Source organism: Arthrobacter sp. Ms25, assembly GCF_059090365.1.
In genome coordinates this window covers 189,701-204,505 of the sequence record NZ_JBNHFP010000003.1, presented here as the reverse complement: position 1 = coordinate 204,505, position 14,805 = coordinate 189,701, and the positions used below count along the sequence as shown (strand labels likewise).

The 14,805-nt window shown below is 64.0% G+C and carries 13 protein-coding genes and 2 tRNA genes; 11 read left to right on the top strand and 4 right to left on the bottom strand.

What is annotated here, in order from left to right; all coding sequences use genetic code 11:
- Window position 1: 1 nt before the first annotated feature.
- The 3 genes from yidD to rpmH form a co-directional block, all read right to left on the bottom strand.
- Window positions 2-373, bottom strand: coding sequence for a membrane protein insertion efficiency factor YidD (gene yidD, locus AC5RT8_RS09135; RefSeq protein WP_494095391.1), 372 nt, complete (start codon window positions 371-373; stop codon window positions 2-4).
- Between the two features lie 30 nt (window positions 374-403).
- Window positions 404-751: a ribonuclease P protein component gene (gene rnpA / locus AC5RT8_RS09130; protein ID WP_494095390.1), complete on the bottom strand. Its 348-nt coding sequence runs from the start codon at window positions 749-751 to the stop codon at window positions 404-406.
- 63 nt (window positions 752-814) lie between these two features.
- Window positions 815-952, bottom strand: coding sequence for a 50S ribosomal protein L34 (gene rpmH / locus AC5RT8_RS09125; RefSeq protein ID WP_022892375.1), 138 nt, complete (start codon window positions 950-952; stop codon window positions 815-817).
- A 535-nt stretch (window positions 953-1,487) separates the two neighbouring features.
- On the opposite strand from rpmH, the gene dnaA reads away from it, so the two are divergent.
- The 11 genes from dnaA to AC5RT8_RS09070 all read left to right on the top strand — a co-directional run bounded on the left by dnaA (window position 1,488) and on the right by AC5RT8_RS09070 (window position 13,600).
- Complete coding sequence (gene dnaA / locus AC5RT8_RS09120; protein ID WP_494095389.1) at window positions 1,488-2,909, top strand: chromosomal replication initiator protein DnaA; 1,422 nt, start codon at window positions 1,488-1,490, stop codon at window positions 2,907-2,909.
- Window positions 2,910-3,502: 593 nt separating this feature from the next.
- Entirely contained in the window at window positions 3,503-4,627 is a 1,125-nt protein-coding gene (dnaN, locus tag AC5RT8_RS09115; RefSeq protein WP_494095388.1) for a DNA polymerase III subunit beta, read from the top strand.
- A 189-nt stretch (window positions 4,628-4,816) separates the two neighbouring features.
- On the top strand, window positions 4,817-6,001 hold the full coding sequence (gene recF, locus AC5RT8_RS09110) for a DNA replication/repair protein RecF (RefSeq protein ID WP_494095387.1): 1,185 nt from the start codon (window positions 4,817-4,819) through the stop codon (window positions 5,999-6,001).
- Between the two features lie 4 nt (window positions 6,002-6,005).
- Window positions 6,006-6,524: a DciA family protein gene (locus AC5RT8_RS09105; protein WP_494095386.1), complete on the top strand. Its 519-nt coding sequence runs from the start codon at window positions 6,006-6,008 to the stop codon at window positions 6,522-6,524.
- 266 nt (window positions 6,525-6,790) lie between these two features.
- Window positions 6,791-8,848, top strand: a complete 2,058-nt coding sequence (gene gyrB / locus AC5RT8_RS09100; protein WP_494095385.1) for a DNA topoisomerase (ATP-hydrolyzing) subunit B — start codon at window positions 6,791-6,793, stop codon at window positions 8,846-8,848.
- A gap of 69 nt (window positions 8,849-8,917) precedes the next feature.
- Window positions 8,918-11,575: a DNA gyrase subunit A gene (gyrA, locus tag AC5RT8_RS09095; protein ID WP_494095384.1), complete on the top strand. Its 2,658-nt coding sequence runs from the start codon at window positions 8,918-8,920 to the stop codon at window positions 11,573-11,575.
- Window positions 11,572-12,081 carry a DUF3566 domain-containing protein gene (locus AC5RT8_RS09090; RefSeq protein WP_494095383.1) on the top strand — a complete coding sequence of 170 codons (510 nt, stop codon included), beginning with the start codon at window positions 11,572-11,574 and terminating at the stop codon, window positions 12,079-12,081. Before gyrA ends, AC5RT8_RS09090 begins: the two co-directional genes overlap by 4 nt.
- Window positions 12,082-12,190: 109 nt before the next feature.
- A tRNA-Ile gene (locus AC5RT8_RS09085) sits at window positions 12,191-12,264 on the top strand.
- Window positions 12,265-12,307: 43 nt separating this feature from the next.
- A complete protein-coding gene (locus AC5RT8_RS09080; protein WP_230025345.1) occupies window positions 12,308-12,427 on the top strand; it encodes a DLW-39 family protein in 120 nt (39 codons plus the stop codon).
- Window positions 12,428-12,494: 67 nt separating this feature from the next.
- Window positions 12,495-12,567, top strand: a tRNA-Ala gene (locus tag AC5RT8_RS09075).
- Between the two features lie 109 nt (window positions 12,568-12,676).
- On the top strand, window positions 12,677-13,600 hold the full coding sequence (locus AC5RT8_RS09070; RefSeq protein WP_494095382.1) for a DMT family transporter: 924 nt from the start codon (window positions 12,677-12,679) through the stop codon (window positions 13,598-13,600).
- A 96-nt stretch (window positions 13,601-13,696) separates the two neighbouring features.
- On the opposite strand, the gene AC5RT8_RS09065 is transcribed toward AC5RT8_RS09070, so the two are convergent.
- Window positions 13,697-14,686: a hypothetical protein gene (locus AC5RT8_RS09065; RefSeq protein WP_494095381.1), complete on the bottom strand. Its 990-nt coding sequence runs from the start codon at window positions 14,684-14,686 to the stop codon at window positions 13,697-13,699.
- Window positions 14,687-14,805 lie beyond the last annotated feature (119 nt).

Here is a 14,805-nt window from a genome sequence, read left to right as displayed (position 1 = left end):
CTCAGGCCGCCGAGCGGCTGTCTTCGTCAGCTGGAATCACGGGGTGATTCAGCACAATGATCCTCGGGACCTTCGTTGTGTCCCAAATCCGGTGTCCATCAGGTACGTGGTCCACTCCGCCGTCGTTCCACGGATGGCAGCGGATCAGCCGCCGGAAAGCCAGCCAGGAGCCCTTGACGGCTCCATGAACGGTGACTGCTTCGAGGGCATAGGCGGAACACGAGGGGAAAAATCGGCAAACCGGGCCGTACAGCGGCGAAACGGTTTTGCGGTAGGCCATGAGGAGGCCGATCAGGACCATCCGGGGAAGGTTCCATACAAAACGGGCAACAGCGATCAAGGCCCTCGACGGATTCGATCCGGAGTCCCTCATCTCTGGCTCATCCTTCCTCACCTGGCATGTCTAAAGCTGCGAAAGTTTGGCTATACAGGCGTTCAAAGCACCGTCGTAGTCGGCACGGAGCTCGGGCCACGACGCCGAGGCAGAAGCAGGTAGGGCCCGCACCACTACGTCCAGGCCGGTCGGGTGGAGAGCGAGGCTCTGCGCTGCCGCTTCCCTCAGTCTTCTCTTAACGAGGTTGCGTGTCACGGCGTTCCCGACGGATTTGGCCACGATGAAGCCGATGCGGCTCGGTTTCTCACCCGTAGGCACCGCATATAGCACTACGTTCCGGCGCCCACTTCGGGCACCGGAACGTACAGTACGAGAAAAATCTGCCGACACCCTTACCCGGTTCCGTACGGCCAGCATTAGGACCACCTGGAATCCGGGCTAGAGCTGCGCAGAGGCAGCATCGACAAACTTTGAGGTTATTTAGGCCGACAGTTCGGTACGGCCCTTGCCGCGGCGTGCAGAAAGGATGGCACGGCCGGCACGGGTACGCATGCGAAGGCGGAAGCCGTGCTTCTTGGCACGACGGCGGTTATTCGGCTGAAAAGTCCGCTTGCTCACGGTAGTTACTCCAAGACAATCTTGAGTCGCGCCGGCACTTGTTGCGACAAGGGGGAAGAACAAGCGGCGCTTTTTTCATGTGTCTGTCTGTACTCGCCCGGACCTGGACCCTGATTTCCAGAACCCCTGCAGGGCATGTGTGAGTACAGATAGCAGACACAAAGGACTACTCCACGGTATGGGAGACGGCGACACCAGTCAAACCGGGACGGGGCAGGGGGAGGCGGGTGGCCGTTGTGGAAATGTGGACAGCCTGTGGACTGGTTGTGGATAGCCGGGCACCCTGCTGTGTACGCAGGTTTTTCAACAGCTGTGGACAACCGCTGTGGGTATCCCGACGTCTTCGCCGCTGTGAGACAGCCGACAGGCCTGTGTACAGGCGGATTTCCAGCTACCACCACGGGAAATCATCCTCTAGGCTTGGCGACGGGTACTTTATCCACTATCTGTGTATAACTCTGTGGATGAAGTGCCAGGATCCCCACCGGGGTCCCAGGTGTTCTTAGACAGCCGCACGGCGTCATGAGAGGTTTTTGTGGGTACGGACGAAATCAACGATGTTGGCAGTTCCTGGCGCAAGGTCATTCGCACCTTGGAGACCGATGACCGGGTTACTCCCCGACAGCGTGGATTCGTGGTGCTGGCACAGGCCCAGGGTCTGATCGGGACCACCCTCCTGGTGGCCGTGCCCAACGAACTGACCCGCGAAGTGCTGCAGACACAGCTGAAGAACATCCTGGATGAGGTTCTCCGCGGTGTCTTCCAGGCCGACATCCAGTGCGCGTTCGTCATTGATGCCGATCTCACCCCGGTCACCGAACCGGAACCGGAGCCTGAAGAACAGCCGGCCGCACCCAGCCCCGTCCCGTCCGGGGAAAGCGGCGCGCCTTCCCCTACGCCGCCGAGCACCAGCCAGGAATTCGGCCGGCTGAATCCGAAGTACGTCTTCGAGACCTTTGTTATCGGCTCGTCCAACCGGTTTGCCCACGCGGCCGCCGTCGCCGTCGCTGAAGCTCCCGCCAAGGCCTACAACCCCCTGTTCATCTACGGAGACTCCGGGTTGGGCAAGACCCACCTGCTGCACGCCATCGGGCACTACGCCCGCCACCTCTACACCGGCATCCGCGTCCGCTACGTGAACTCCGAGGAGTTCACGAACGACTTCATCAACTCCATCCGCTATGACGAGGGCGCCAGCTTCAAACAGCTGTACCGCAACGTGGACATCCTGCTGATTGACGACATCCAGTTCCTAGCCAATAAGGACGCCACGCAGGAAGAGTTCTTCCACACCTTCAATGCCCTGCACAATCACAACAAGCAGGTGGTCATTACCTCCGATCTTCCGCCGAAGCAGCTCTCCGGTTTCGAGGAACGGATGCGGTCCCGGTTCGAGTGGGGCCTGCTGACGGACGTCCAGCCGCCGGAGCTTGAAACCCGAATCGCCATCCTGCGCAAGAAGGCCATCGGAGACAGCTTGAGCGCGCCGGACGACGTCCTGGAATACATCGCCTCCAAGATCTCCACGAATATCCGTGAACTGGAGGGCGCACTCATCCGTGTGACCGCGTTCGCGAGCCTGAACCGGCAGCAGGTGGATGTGGGACTGGCCGAAATCGTGCTGAAGGACCTGATCACCGATGACGGCGCCCAGGAGATTACGGCAGCTTCGATCCTTGGCCAGACTGCCGCCTACTTCCAGATCAGCCTGGAGGAACTCTGCAGCAAGTCCCGGACCCGCACCCTGGTGACCGCGCGCCAGATTGCCATGTATCTCTGCCGTGAGCTGACCGACATGTCGCTTCCCAAGATCGGGCAGGAACTCGGCGGACGTGACCACACCACCGTGATCCACGCGGACCGGAAGATCCGTGAACTGATGGCCGAACGCCGGGCGATCTACAACCAAGTCACTGAGCTGACGAACCGGATCAAGCAGCAGCAGCGCGAAGCCTGAGCTGGCGGGAATATCAGCCCCGAAGGGGCTCAAAATTAACATTTGTGGACAAGGGTGTGGATAACCCGGTGGACAACCCCTGTTTACGCACACTTCCCTGTGGATACGCGGAACCCTCGAAAAGTTTCCAACAGCCCCGGACACCGGCGCTGCAGTAGATCCACAGGTTATCAACAGGCTTAAACAGCAAGGACGCGGTCGACCAAGGGGTTATCCACAGTATCCACAGGAGTTATTAACACTACGGATCTTAAGAAATTCGGTTCCACCAAATAACAACTAAGCTTTCGGCACCCTCGAACCCACCGACACATCGGGAAGAACTCATTGGCCAGTCGCACTGCCGGGTGCAGCAGGCTCCTGCGGAACCACAGCAGTGCAGCCAAGCACCGGAGCGGGCTAAGCTGTCACAGAGTATGGTTGTCATTCGCGTATACGCCTACACGGTCCGGCTTGCCGGGTAACTCCCGTATCAGCACGGACCAGACCCGTCCGCGGATGCTTCGAACCGTTCCACCCACACATAGCTCTCCCCGAGTTCAAGACAAGATCAGTTGTACTGAGAAGTACGTTGCGAAAGGCGGCACCCTTCAGTGAAGTTTCGAGTTGAGCGGGATGTCCTGGCCGAGGCCGTCACGTGGACAGCACGTTCTCTGTCCCCGCGCCCGCCGGTTCCGGTCCTTTCGGGGCTGCTTATCAAGGCTGAAAACGGTTCGCTGAGCATTGCCAGCTTCGATTACGAGATCTCCGCGCGCCTGCACATCCCTGCAGATGTCAGCGAAGAAGGCACCATCCTGGTCTCCGGCCGCCTGCTGGCCGAGATCTGCAGAAGCCTTCCCTCGGCTCCGGTGGAAGTCGAGACAGATGGTGCGAAGGTCACGCTGACCTGCCGCAACAGCCGGTTCAATCTCGCCACCATGCCTGAAGCGGAATATCCGGAACTTCCCGCACTGCCCGAGGTGAGCGGCGTCGTGGACGGTGACTCCTTTGCCCAGGCTGTGTCGCAGGTCATCATTGCTGCCAGCCGGGACGACACCCTGCCGATCCTCACCGGCGTACGCATGGAAATCGAAGATGACCTCATCACCTTCCTTGCCACCGACCGGTACCGCCTGGCGCTGAGGGAACTGTCCTGGAAGCCGGCTACACCGGGAATTTCCACCAGCGCACTCGTCAAGGCCAAGACCCTCAACGAGGTGGCCAAGACCCTCGGCGGTGCAGGGGACCTCAACATCGCACTGTCCGATGACAGCGAGCTGATCGGTTTCGAAAGCGGCGGACGGCGTACGACGTCGCTGCTGGTGGACGGTGACTACCCCAAGATCCGCTCGCTTTTCCCCGAGAACACGCCCATCCACGCCACCGTGGAAACGTCCGCACTGGTGGAAGCCGTCCGCCGTGTCTCGCTCGTGGCCGAACGGAACACACCGGTGCGCCTGGCCTTCACCGACGGCCAGCTCTCCCTTGACGCAGGTACAGGGGAAGATGCCCAGGCATCCGAAGCACTGGAAGCAGCGCTGGTCGGCGACGACATCACGGTCGCCTTCAACCCGCATTACCTGAGCGAAGGCCTGAGCGCGTTCCCCAGCAAATACGTCCGTTTCTCCTTCACGACGCCGCCGAAACCGGCTGTCATTTCGGCCCAGGAAGAGCTCACCGGTGACGATCAGGCCGATTACCGATACCTGCTGATGCCGGTGCGTCTCCCGAACCAGTAGTTTCCCGCCGCCCGCCCGCCGGACCCTTCAGCAGTTTTACTGCCGGAGAAGCGGGCGGCAGCAGGAAAAAGCGGCGTAACAATGCCGGCTTAACACAATTTGACATTGCCTGTCGGGGCGGAGTCCGATTTCACCCCCCGCCCGCGGCAGCTCCGGCAGGTTCAACGGACAGGAGAGGACCAGGAACCGATGTACGTTGACCACCTGTCCCTGACCGGTTTCCGCAGCTACCCGCAGCTGGACGTGAAGTTGGAACCGGGCGTCACGGTTTTTGTCGGCCCCAACGGCACCGGGAAAACCAACATTGTGGAGGCCATCGGCTATCTGGCCACGCTCTCTTCCCACCGGGTAAGTACGGATGCTCCGCTGGTGAACTTCGACGCCGGGCAGGCGCTGATCCGGGCGCGCCTGGTGCGCGGATCACAGGCCACCGGCGTGGAGCTGGAGCTGAATCCCGGCCGCAGCAACCGGGCCCGGATCAACCGTGCCAATCCGGTGAGGGCCCGCGACATCCTCGGTCTGTGCAGGACAGTGCTTTTCGCGCCGGAGGACCTGGCACTGGTCAAGGGCGATCCCGGCAGCCGCCGGCGGTTCCTGGATGAACTGATCGTGTCACTGGTGCCGCGCCATGCGGCGACACGGTCGGATTACGAGCGCGTGCTGAAACAGCGGAATGCCCTGCTGAAATCCGCCCGGGCGGCAGGACGATTCACCTCCGCGCATGAGGCAACGCTGGATGTCTGGGACCAGCACATGGCGGTGGCCGGCGCGCAGCTGGTGGCGGCCCGCCTTGAAGCGCTGCAGCGGCTGCAGCCGCACCTTCAGTCCGCCTACCGCGACCTGACCGACGGTTCGAAGGCCGCCAGGGCCGTGTACCGTTCCACGCTGCAGGGAACCGTGAACGACGACGGCGCAGTGGAGGGAACGCAGGACCCGGACGAGCTCTACGCCCTGGACGTTGCAGAACTGACCGAGCGGTTCCTGCAGGCGTTTTCCGCCAACCGGCGCCGGGAACTGGAACGCGGCATTTCCCTGGTGGGCCCGCACCGCGACGAACTCGAACTGATCCTGGGACAGGCCCCGGCCAAGGGGTATGCCTCCCACGGTGAAACCTGGTCCTTCGCCCTGGCCCTTCGGCTCGGGTCCTATTACCTGCTGACCAGCGACGATCAAACGCCCGGGGCAGGGCCGATACTGATCCTGGACGACGTATTTGCGGAACTGGATGCCTCCCGCCGGCAACGGCTGGCAGGTATTGTCGCCGGCGCCGAGCAGGTGCTGGTCACCGCGGCCGTGGGCGACGACATTCCGGAGGCACTGGCGGGACGCGTCATCAACGTGATTCCGGGAGGCGTCAGTGTGCCCGTCTCCTGAGCCTGTGCTTCCCGGCGAAGAACCCGAGGACCGGCCCGACGCCGCTCGGGAGCAGCTCAACCGCATGCGCCAGGCCGCACAGGCCCGGGGGAACCAGCCCCTCCCGCCGACCCGCCGCAAGAGCGGCCGCAGCAGGCAGGCGCCCTTCATCCCGGGAGAGTACGTCGGCCGGGACCCGCAGGGGCTGGGGAATGTCTTCACCCGCTTCGTGAATGAACGGGGCTGGAATTCCCCGGTGGCCGTCGGATCCGTGATTTCCCGGTGGGAGGAACTGGTGGGAAGCGAGGTCAGCGCCCACTGCAAGCCGGAATCGTTTTCCGACACCACGGTGCAGGTACGGTGCGACTCCACCGCCTGGGCTACCCAGCTTCGGCTGCTGCGGGACACCCTCATTGCCCGTTTCGACGCCGAACTGGGGCCCGGCGTCGTCACCAAGATCGAGGTCATCGGACCGGCCGCACCCAACTGGCGCAAGGGACTGCGCAGTGTCAAAGGGCGGGGACCCCGGGATACCTACGGGTAGGAACAGCCGCCGGCACCTGTCTCCGGTACCGCACCCGGACCGGGGACCGCGCCCGTACAGGAGCCGGTTAGGGGCCGGAAAACCCCCGGCCCCGTATCCGTCCCTATCCGGGGCGCTGCGATTCGCTTCAAACCGTCATTAGTGGCCTGTCAGAGGGTGTTTTGGACGGGTTTGCACCCCGCGGCGCGGTAGAATTGAGAGTGGAGATGCCTGTCCGCTGGGGAGGCTTCAATTTCTGACGAACACAAGAGGAGTCGACAGCACCTGTGGCTAACGACAATGAGATGGACAACTCAGAGGTAACACCAGAGGGCCACGCCGCACCGGAAAAGGCCACCCCCGTGGAATACGGCGCGAGCGAGATCACGGTCCTGGAAGGTCTCGAGGCTGTCCGCAAACGCCCGGGCATGTACATCGGTTCCACCGGCCCCCGCGGCCTGCACCACTTGGTGTACGAAGTGGTGGACAACTCCGTCGACGAGGCGCTGGCGGGCTACTGCGACCACATCGAAGTGGTCCTGCAGGCTGACGGCGGCGTCCGGGTGACCGACAACGGCCGCGGCATCCCGGTAGACCTTCACCCCACCGAAGGCATTCCCACCGTCCAGGTTGTCATGACCATCCTCCACGCAGGCGGCAAGTTCGGCGGCGGCGGTTACGCCGTGTCCGGCGGCCTGCACGGCGTCGGCATCTCCGTGGTCAACGCGCTTTCCGAGCGGGTGGAGACTGAGGTACGCCGGCAGGGCTACGTCTGGCGCCAGAGTTTCGCGAACGGCGGGCACCCCGTGGGTGACCTGCGCCAGGGCGAAGAAACCACCGAAACCGGCACCACCCAGGTTTTCTACCCGGACCCGGAAATCTTCGAGACCACCGAGTTCGATTTCGAAACCCTGCGCGCCCGTTTCCAGCAGATGGCCTTCCTGAACAAGGGCCTGCGCATTCGGCTCACGGACGAGCGGACGCTGGAGGAGGAAACCGAGGAAATCGCCGAAACCACCGACGAAGACGCGGCTCCGAAGCACCGTACGGTGGACTACCTCTACGCGGACGGTCTGCTCGACTACGTCAAGTACCTGAACTCCGCGAAGAAGGTCGAAGTTGTCCACGACGACGTGATCGCCTTCGAAACCGAAGACTCGGACAAGAAGATGGCCGTGGAAATGGCCCTTCAGTGGACCACCGCCTACTCCGAGAGCGTCCACACGTACGCCAACACGATCAACACCCATGAGGGCGGAACGCACGAAGAAGGCTTCCGTGCGGCCATGACGTCCCTGATCAACCGGTACGCCCGCGAGAAGAACATCATCAAGGAAAAGGATGACAACCTCACCGGCGATGACATCCGCGAGGGCCTGACCGCGGTTATTTCGGTCAAGCTCGCCGAACCCCAGTTCGAGGGCCAGACCAAGACCAAGCTCGGCAACTCCGAGGTCAAGGGCTTTGTCCAGCGGGTGGTCACCGACCAGCTGGGCGACTGGCTGGAACGGAACCCGGGCCCGGCCCGCGACGTCATCCGCAAGTCCATCCAGGCTTCCCAGGCCCGCCTCGCCGCCCGCAAGGCGCGTGAATCCACCCGCCGCAAGGGGCTGCTGGAATCCGGCGGCATGCCGGGCAAGCTCAAGGACTGCTCCTCCAAGGATCCGTCGAAGTCGGAAATCTACATTGTGGAGGGCGACTCCGCAGGCGGTTCGGCAGTCCGCGGCCGCAACCCCGAAACGCAGGCCATCCTGCCGCTGCGCGGCAAGATCCTCAACGTGGAGCGCGCCCGTCTCGACCGGGCGCTGAGCAACGCCGAAGTCCAGGCCATGATCACCGCGTTCGGCGCCGGGATCGGCGAGGACTTCGACGTCGAAAAGGCCCGGTACCACAAGATCGTGCTGATGGCCGATGCCGACGTCGACGGCCAGCACATCACCACCCTGCTGCTGACGCTGCTCTTCCGCTACATGCGTCCGCTGATCGAGAACGGCTACGTCTACCTGGCCCAGCCGCCGCTGTACCGCATCAAGTGGTCCAACCACGCCCACGACTACGTCTACAGCGACCGTGAGCGGGACGAGGTCATCGCCCGCGGGCTGGCCAACAACCAGCGGCTGCCCAAGGACAACGGCATCCAGCGTTACAAGGGCCTGGGCGAGATGGACTACACCGAGCTCTGGGACACCACCATGGACCCCGAGCACCGGACGCTTCTGCAGGTCACCATGGATGACGCCGCTGCAGTGGATTCCGTCTTCTCGGTATTAATGGGCGAAGACGTCGAGTCCCGCCGCAGCTTCATCCAGCAAAACGCCAAGGACGTGCGCTTCCTGGATATTTAGCGGATTCAGTGCCGGCGACTGGCTGCCGGAGAGCATGGACTTGAGCGACTTAGAAACGGAAGCAGAATTATGAGTGATGAGACTCCCGAGGTAACCGGGGACGAGACTCCCCTGGCCGGGACCGCACTGACTGACCGGGTTGAACAGATCGACCTGCAGACCGAGATGCAGCGTTCCTACCTTGACTACGCCATGGCGGTCATCGTGGGACGCGCGCTGCCCGACGTGCGGGACGGTCTGAAGCCCGTGCACCGCCGCGTGCTCTACGCGATGTTCGATGGCGGCTACCGTCCGGACCGCTCCTTCAACAAGTGCGCCCGCGTGGTCGGCGAGGTCATGGGCCAGTACCACCCGCACGGCGACTCAGCCATCTACGATGCCCTGGTCCGCCTGATCCAGGACTGGACCATGCGTTACCCGCTGGCCCTGGGCCAGGGCAACTTCGGCTCCCCCGGCAACGACGGCGCTGCCGCACCGCGGTACACGGAAACCAAGATGGCTCCGCTGGCCATGGAAATGGTCCGGGACATCGACGAGGAAACCGTCGATTTCCAGGACAACTACGACGGCCGCAACCAGGAACCGACCATCCTGCCTTCCCGGTTCCCGAACCTGCTGGTCAACGGCTCCTCCGGCATCGCCGTGGGCATGGCCACCAACATCCCGCCGCACAACCTGCGGGAAGTCGTCGACGGCGTCCAGTGGTACCTGCAGAACCCTGATGCACCCAACGAAGAGCTGCTCGAGGAACTGATCCGCCGCATCAAGGGCCCGGACTTCCCCACCGGCGCACAGATCCTGGGCCACAAGGGCATCGAGGACGCCTACCGCACCGGCCGCGGCTCCATCACCATGCGCGCCGTGGTCAATGTGGAGGAACTCCAGGGCCGCACCTGCCTGGTCGTCACCGAACTTCCGTACCAGGCCAACCCCGACAACCTGGCCGTGAAGATCGCCGAACTGGTCAAGGACGGCAAGATCACCGGCATCGCCGATATGCGCGATGAAACCTCCGGCCGCACCGGACAGCGCCTGGTGATCGTGCTCAAGCGCGACGCCGTGGCCAAGGTGGTCCTGAACAACCTGTACAAGCACACCCAGCTGCAGGACAACTTCGGCGCCAACATGCTGGCCATTGTTGACGGAGTGCCCCGTACCCTGAGCCTGGACGCCTTCATCCGGCACTGGGTCACCCACCAGCTCGAAGTCATCGTCCGCCGCACCCGGTACCGGCTGCGCAAGGCCGAGGAAGCCGCGCACATCCTGCGCGGCCTGCTCAAGGCCCTGGACGCGCTGGACGAGGTCATCGCCCTGATCCGCCGCTCCTCCACGGTTGAGGACGCCCGGAACGGCCTGATGGGCCTGCTGGAAATCGACGAGATCCAGTCCCAGGCCATCCTGGACATGCAGCTGCGCCGGCTCGCCGCCCTGGAACGCCAGAAGATCCAGGACCAGCACGCCAAGCTCGAAGCCGAAATCGCCGAATACAACGTCATCCTGGCCTCCGAGGAGCGCCAGCGGTCGATCGTCAGCGAGGAATTGCAGGAAATCGCCGACAAGTACGGCGACGACCGCCGCACGCATATCCTCATGGGATACGACGGCGACATGAGCATGGAAGACCTCATTCCCGAAGAGGAAATGGTGGTCACGATTACCCGCGGCGGCTACGTCAAGCGCACCCGCAGCGACAACTACCGCCAGCAGGCCCGCGGCGGCAAGGGCATCAAGGGCGCCCAGCTGCGCGGGGACGACGTCGTCGAGCACTTCTTCGTCACCACCACCCACCACTGGCTGCTGTTCTTCACGAACCTGGGCCGGGTCTACCGGGCCAAGGCCTACGAACTGGCCGAGGCCGGACGGGATGCCAAGGGCCAGCACGTGGCCAACCTGCTGGCGTTCCAGCCGGAGGAGCGCATTGCCCAGGTCCTGGCGCTGCCGGACTACGACGCCGCTCCCTACCTGGTGCTTGCCACCAAGCGCGGGCTGGTCAAGAAGACCCGGCTGGCGGACTACGACACCAACCGGTCCGCAGGCGTCATTGCCATCAACCTGCGCGACGGCGACGAACTCGTCTCCGCGCAGCTGGTCTCCGAGACGGATGACCTGATGCTGGTCTCCCGCATGGGCCAGTCGCTGCGATTCACGGCCACCGATGATGCGCTGCGGCCGATGGGCCGGGCCACCTCGGGCGTGACGGGCATGAAGTTCCGGGAAGACGATGAGCTGCTCGCGGCCGACGTCGTCACCGAGGACTCATTTGTCTTCACCGTGACCGAGGGCGGCTACGCCAAGCGCACGAGTTCGGACGAATACCGTGTCCAAGGCCGCGGTGGCCTCGGCATCAAGGTGGGCAAGCTCGCCGAGGAACGCGGGCACCTGGTCGGCGCCATGGTGGTCCAGGAAGAGGACGAAGTCCTGGTGGTGATGCAGGGCGGCAAGGTTGTCCGTTCCTCCGTCACCGGCGTGCCGGCCAAGGGTCGGGACACCATGGGCGTTATCTTCGCCAAGCCGGACAAGAATGACCGGATCATCGCGGTTGCCCGGAATTCAGAGCGCGATCTGGGCATCGAGGAGGACACTGCGGCCGCGGACGGAACTTCCGTAGCCGCCCTTGCAGCCGCCGGGGCGGCGCCTGTGGAGCCCACAGGCGATGAAGTACCGTTGTCTACAGACGAAACGGCTGCGTCCGACGCGCAGTCAGCACAAGATGGAGGTAGCGAGTGAGCTCGACCAACCCAAGCCCCAGGTCGTCCTCGGGCGGCGGGCCGCGGGTGAAGGCCCCTGCCCGTCCTGCCCAGCGTCCTGCCGGGGGTCAGAGCACCTCGGGTAACCGCCCGTCGCTGGTGAAGCCCGCTCCCAAGGCCAAGGCCCGCAAGGCCCGGCTGCTGGTCAGCAAGGTGGACCCCTGGTCCGTCCTGAAGATGGCATTCCTGCTGTCCGTGGCGCTCGGCGTCGTCACCGTGGTCGCTGCCATCGTGCTGTGGACCGTGCTGGACCTGACGGGGATCTTTGACCGCGTCAACACGCTGCTGGGTGAAATTGCCGGCAGCGAGTCCGGCGGATTCGATCTCCGTGACTTCGCATCGCTGGGACAGGTGGTTTCCTTCGCCACCATCATCGCCGTGGTGAACGTTCTGCTGCTGACGGCGTTGTCGATGCTCGCTGCCGTGCTCTACAACATTGCCTCCACCCTCGTGGGCGGCATCGGTGTGACACTCACCGACGATTAGCAAGGGGGTCCGGAAGCGCCCCGCCAGGCGCTTCCGGAACCCGCACGGGGCCCGATTTGGCACCCGGGCGAAGGTACGGTAAAGTTTTATCTCGGCCCGAAAAGGTTCGGGGCGTATAGCTCAGGCGGTTAGAGCGCTTCGCTGATAACGAAGAGGTCCCAGGTTCAAGTCCTGGTACGCCCACGGAACACCTCTAGAGGTGGACCACGACGGCAAGGAGGATTCCGTGAAGAAGTTGCTCGCTGTTACGGCAGCGGCGGCAGCGGGAATCTTTGCCTTCAAAAAGTGGCAGGAAACTGCTGCTGAGAAAACCGTTTGGAAGGAATCGACCGACAAGGTCGACTGAGGGCCAAAAGGATGTCCTGGTTATAACCGCCGGCAAAGGTGGGTTATACTGGATAAGTTCTCCTTTCGGGGGCATGGCGCAATTGGTAGCGCACCTGCTTTGCAAGCAGGGGGTTCGGGGTTCGAGTCCCCGTGCCTCCACCGAAACAGAAGGTCCCCGCTCTCAGGAGCGGGGACCTTCTGCTTTTTGTGCCTGGTCCGCCGTCGGCCACGGCACCGCCGGACGGGTGCACTGCACTAGTGTGGGCCTGTGAATATCTTCCTTGCGGTGATCGGCGTTCTGGGCGTCTCCGCATCCGGTCCCATCATGGCGGCAACCGCCGCTCCCGCCCTGGCCATCGCGTTCTGGCGCAACGCGCTCGGCGCGGTTGTGATGGGCGGCCCGGCCCTCCTGGGCCGCCGCAGGGAGTTCGGGCAGCTCACCGCGCGCGACTACAAATGGACTGCCATTGCCGCTGTGGCGCTGGCCCTGCATTTCGCCTGCTTCATCACGTCCCTCCAGCTCACATCGGTTGCCGCCGCCACGGCGCTGGTCTGCCTCCAGGCGGGCTGGATTGCGTTGTTCAACGTGCTGCGGGGCATCCGGGTCCCGCCACGGGTGCTGGCGGGGCTCGCGGCCGCCTTCGTCGGCGTCGTTGTCATCTCCGGGTTCGACTTCGGGGTATCGAAGGAAGCACTTATCGGGGACGTGCTGGCAGTGGCCGGCGGTGCCCTCGCCGGCGTCTACACCATCGCCGGAGGGAAGGCCCGGGAGTCCATGTCCACGGGTACCTACACAACACTCTGCTATGGAGCCTGCGCGGTGCTGCTCCTTGTCCTGTGTGCGGCCTTCCGGCAGCCGATCGTGGGGTTCCCGCCCGCCGCATGGCTGGGCATCCTCGGGGTGACGGTCGTGGCGCAGATCCTGGGCCACACGGTGTTCAACCACCTGCTGGCGGTCATCAGCCCGCTGGTGGTGTCCATGATCATCCTGCTGGAGATTCCGGGAGCAGCCATTCTGGCGGCCGTCTTCCTCCACGAGCAGCTTCCTGCCGGCACATATGCGGGACTGGCACTTATTCTGGCGGGCCTGACGGTGGTCGTTGCGGGCCAGGGCAGGATCCGCAGACGGTCCGGAGCACCGGCCCAGCCGGTGCCTCCCGCGCCGCCTGCCCTGGGCGGAGACACCGTATAGGCGGCATTTCCGGATACACAAAGGAGGGCCCCGCCAGCGGCGAAGCCCTCCCTCTGTATCGGAACCGGCTTCCCAGCCGATGTCCGAACGATATTGCTACTTGCCGGTGTTGTTCTCGGAGTGCGCACCGGAGGGCTTTGCAGCTCCCTTTGCATCGCCGGCGGTTTCCTTGCTGTGCTTGCCGGCTTCAGCATCCTTCTCGCCGGAACGGGCCGCGGCACGCTCTGCGGCTTCCTTGATGCTGGCGACAGTCTCCGCAGTGTCGGAAGGGGCGGGAGCAGCGGTCTCCGTGGCCTTCGCAGCAGGCTTGGGGGCCTCCGCCTTGGGTGCTTCAGCCTTGGGGGCGGCTGCCGGCTTAGCCGTGGCGGAAGAGCCCGCGCCGGCCGGAGCCGTTGCCGGAGTGGTGGCTGTCGGCTTGGGTGCCGGAGTGGCGGCTGCCGGCTTGGGAGCCGGAGTCTTCCACGGGTCCTCAACCGGACGGGAAGCGCGCCAGGCGGCTACGCCGGCCGTGAGTGCAGCAGCAATGATGCCGAAGACCAGCCAGCCCTTGCCGCCGCCCTTCTGGCTCTTGCGGGCCTGCTTGGCCGCCTGTGCAGCGGCCTTCTGCGCACGCTTCAGCGACTTCTTGTTGCCGGTGACCTTGGCGACGGCGGTCTGGACGGGCACGTTGGCAGCGGTCAGGCTGCGTGAAACGCTGTCTGCGGCGACCCCGATGCGCGTCGACAGGGCGGGAATGTAATCGTCAACAACCCGGTCCTTGGCAGTGTTCAGAGCCGGAGTGGCACGGTCCAGCGTGCCCTGGATGCGGGGAGCGGCCTCCTCCACGGCGTGGCTGATGCGCGGCCCAACCTTCTCGAGCCCGCCCTGGATGCGGGGCGTAACGGTGGCCACACCCTGGGCGATTTCGTCGGCAGCACGCTTGATGCCGTCCTGGATCTTGGGGGATGCCGTTTCGATCCCTTTTTCGATGCGGGGAACGGCCCAGTCGCGGGCTGCTTCGACCTTGGGTGATGCCCAGTCGCGGGCGGTCACGATGCCTGCAGCGACGTTGGCTTCGAGATCATGGGTGATGCGGTCCTTCTTCAAAACTACCTCCCGGGATAGTTGTCGTTTCAGCCTTAGCCTACGTGTTCCGGCGGGTCTCTGCTATCGAGGACCCTGGCGGGGCGCGGTTTTCACTGTGCGCTGAACCAGGCCGTTTCCGC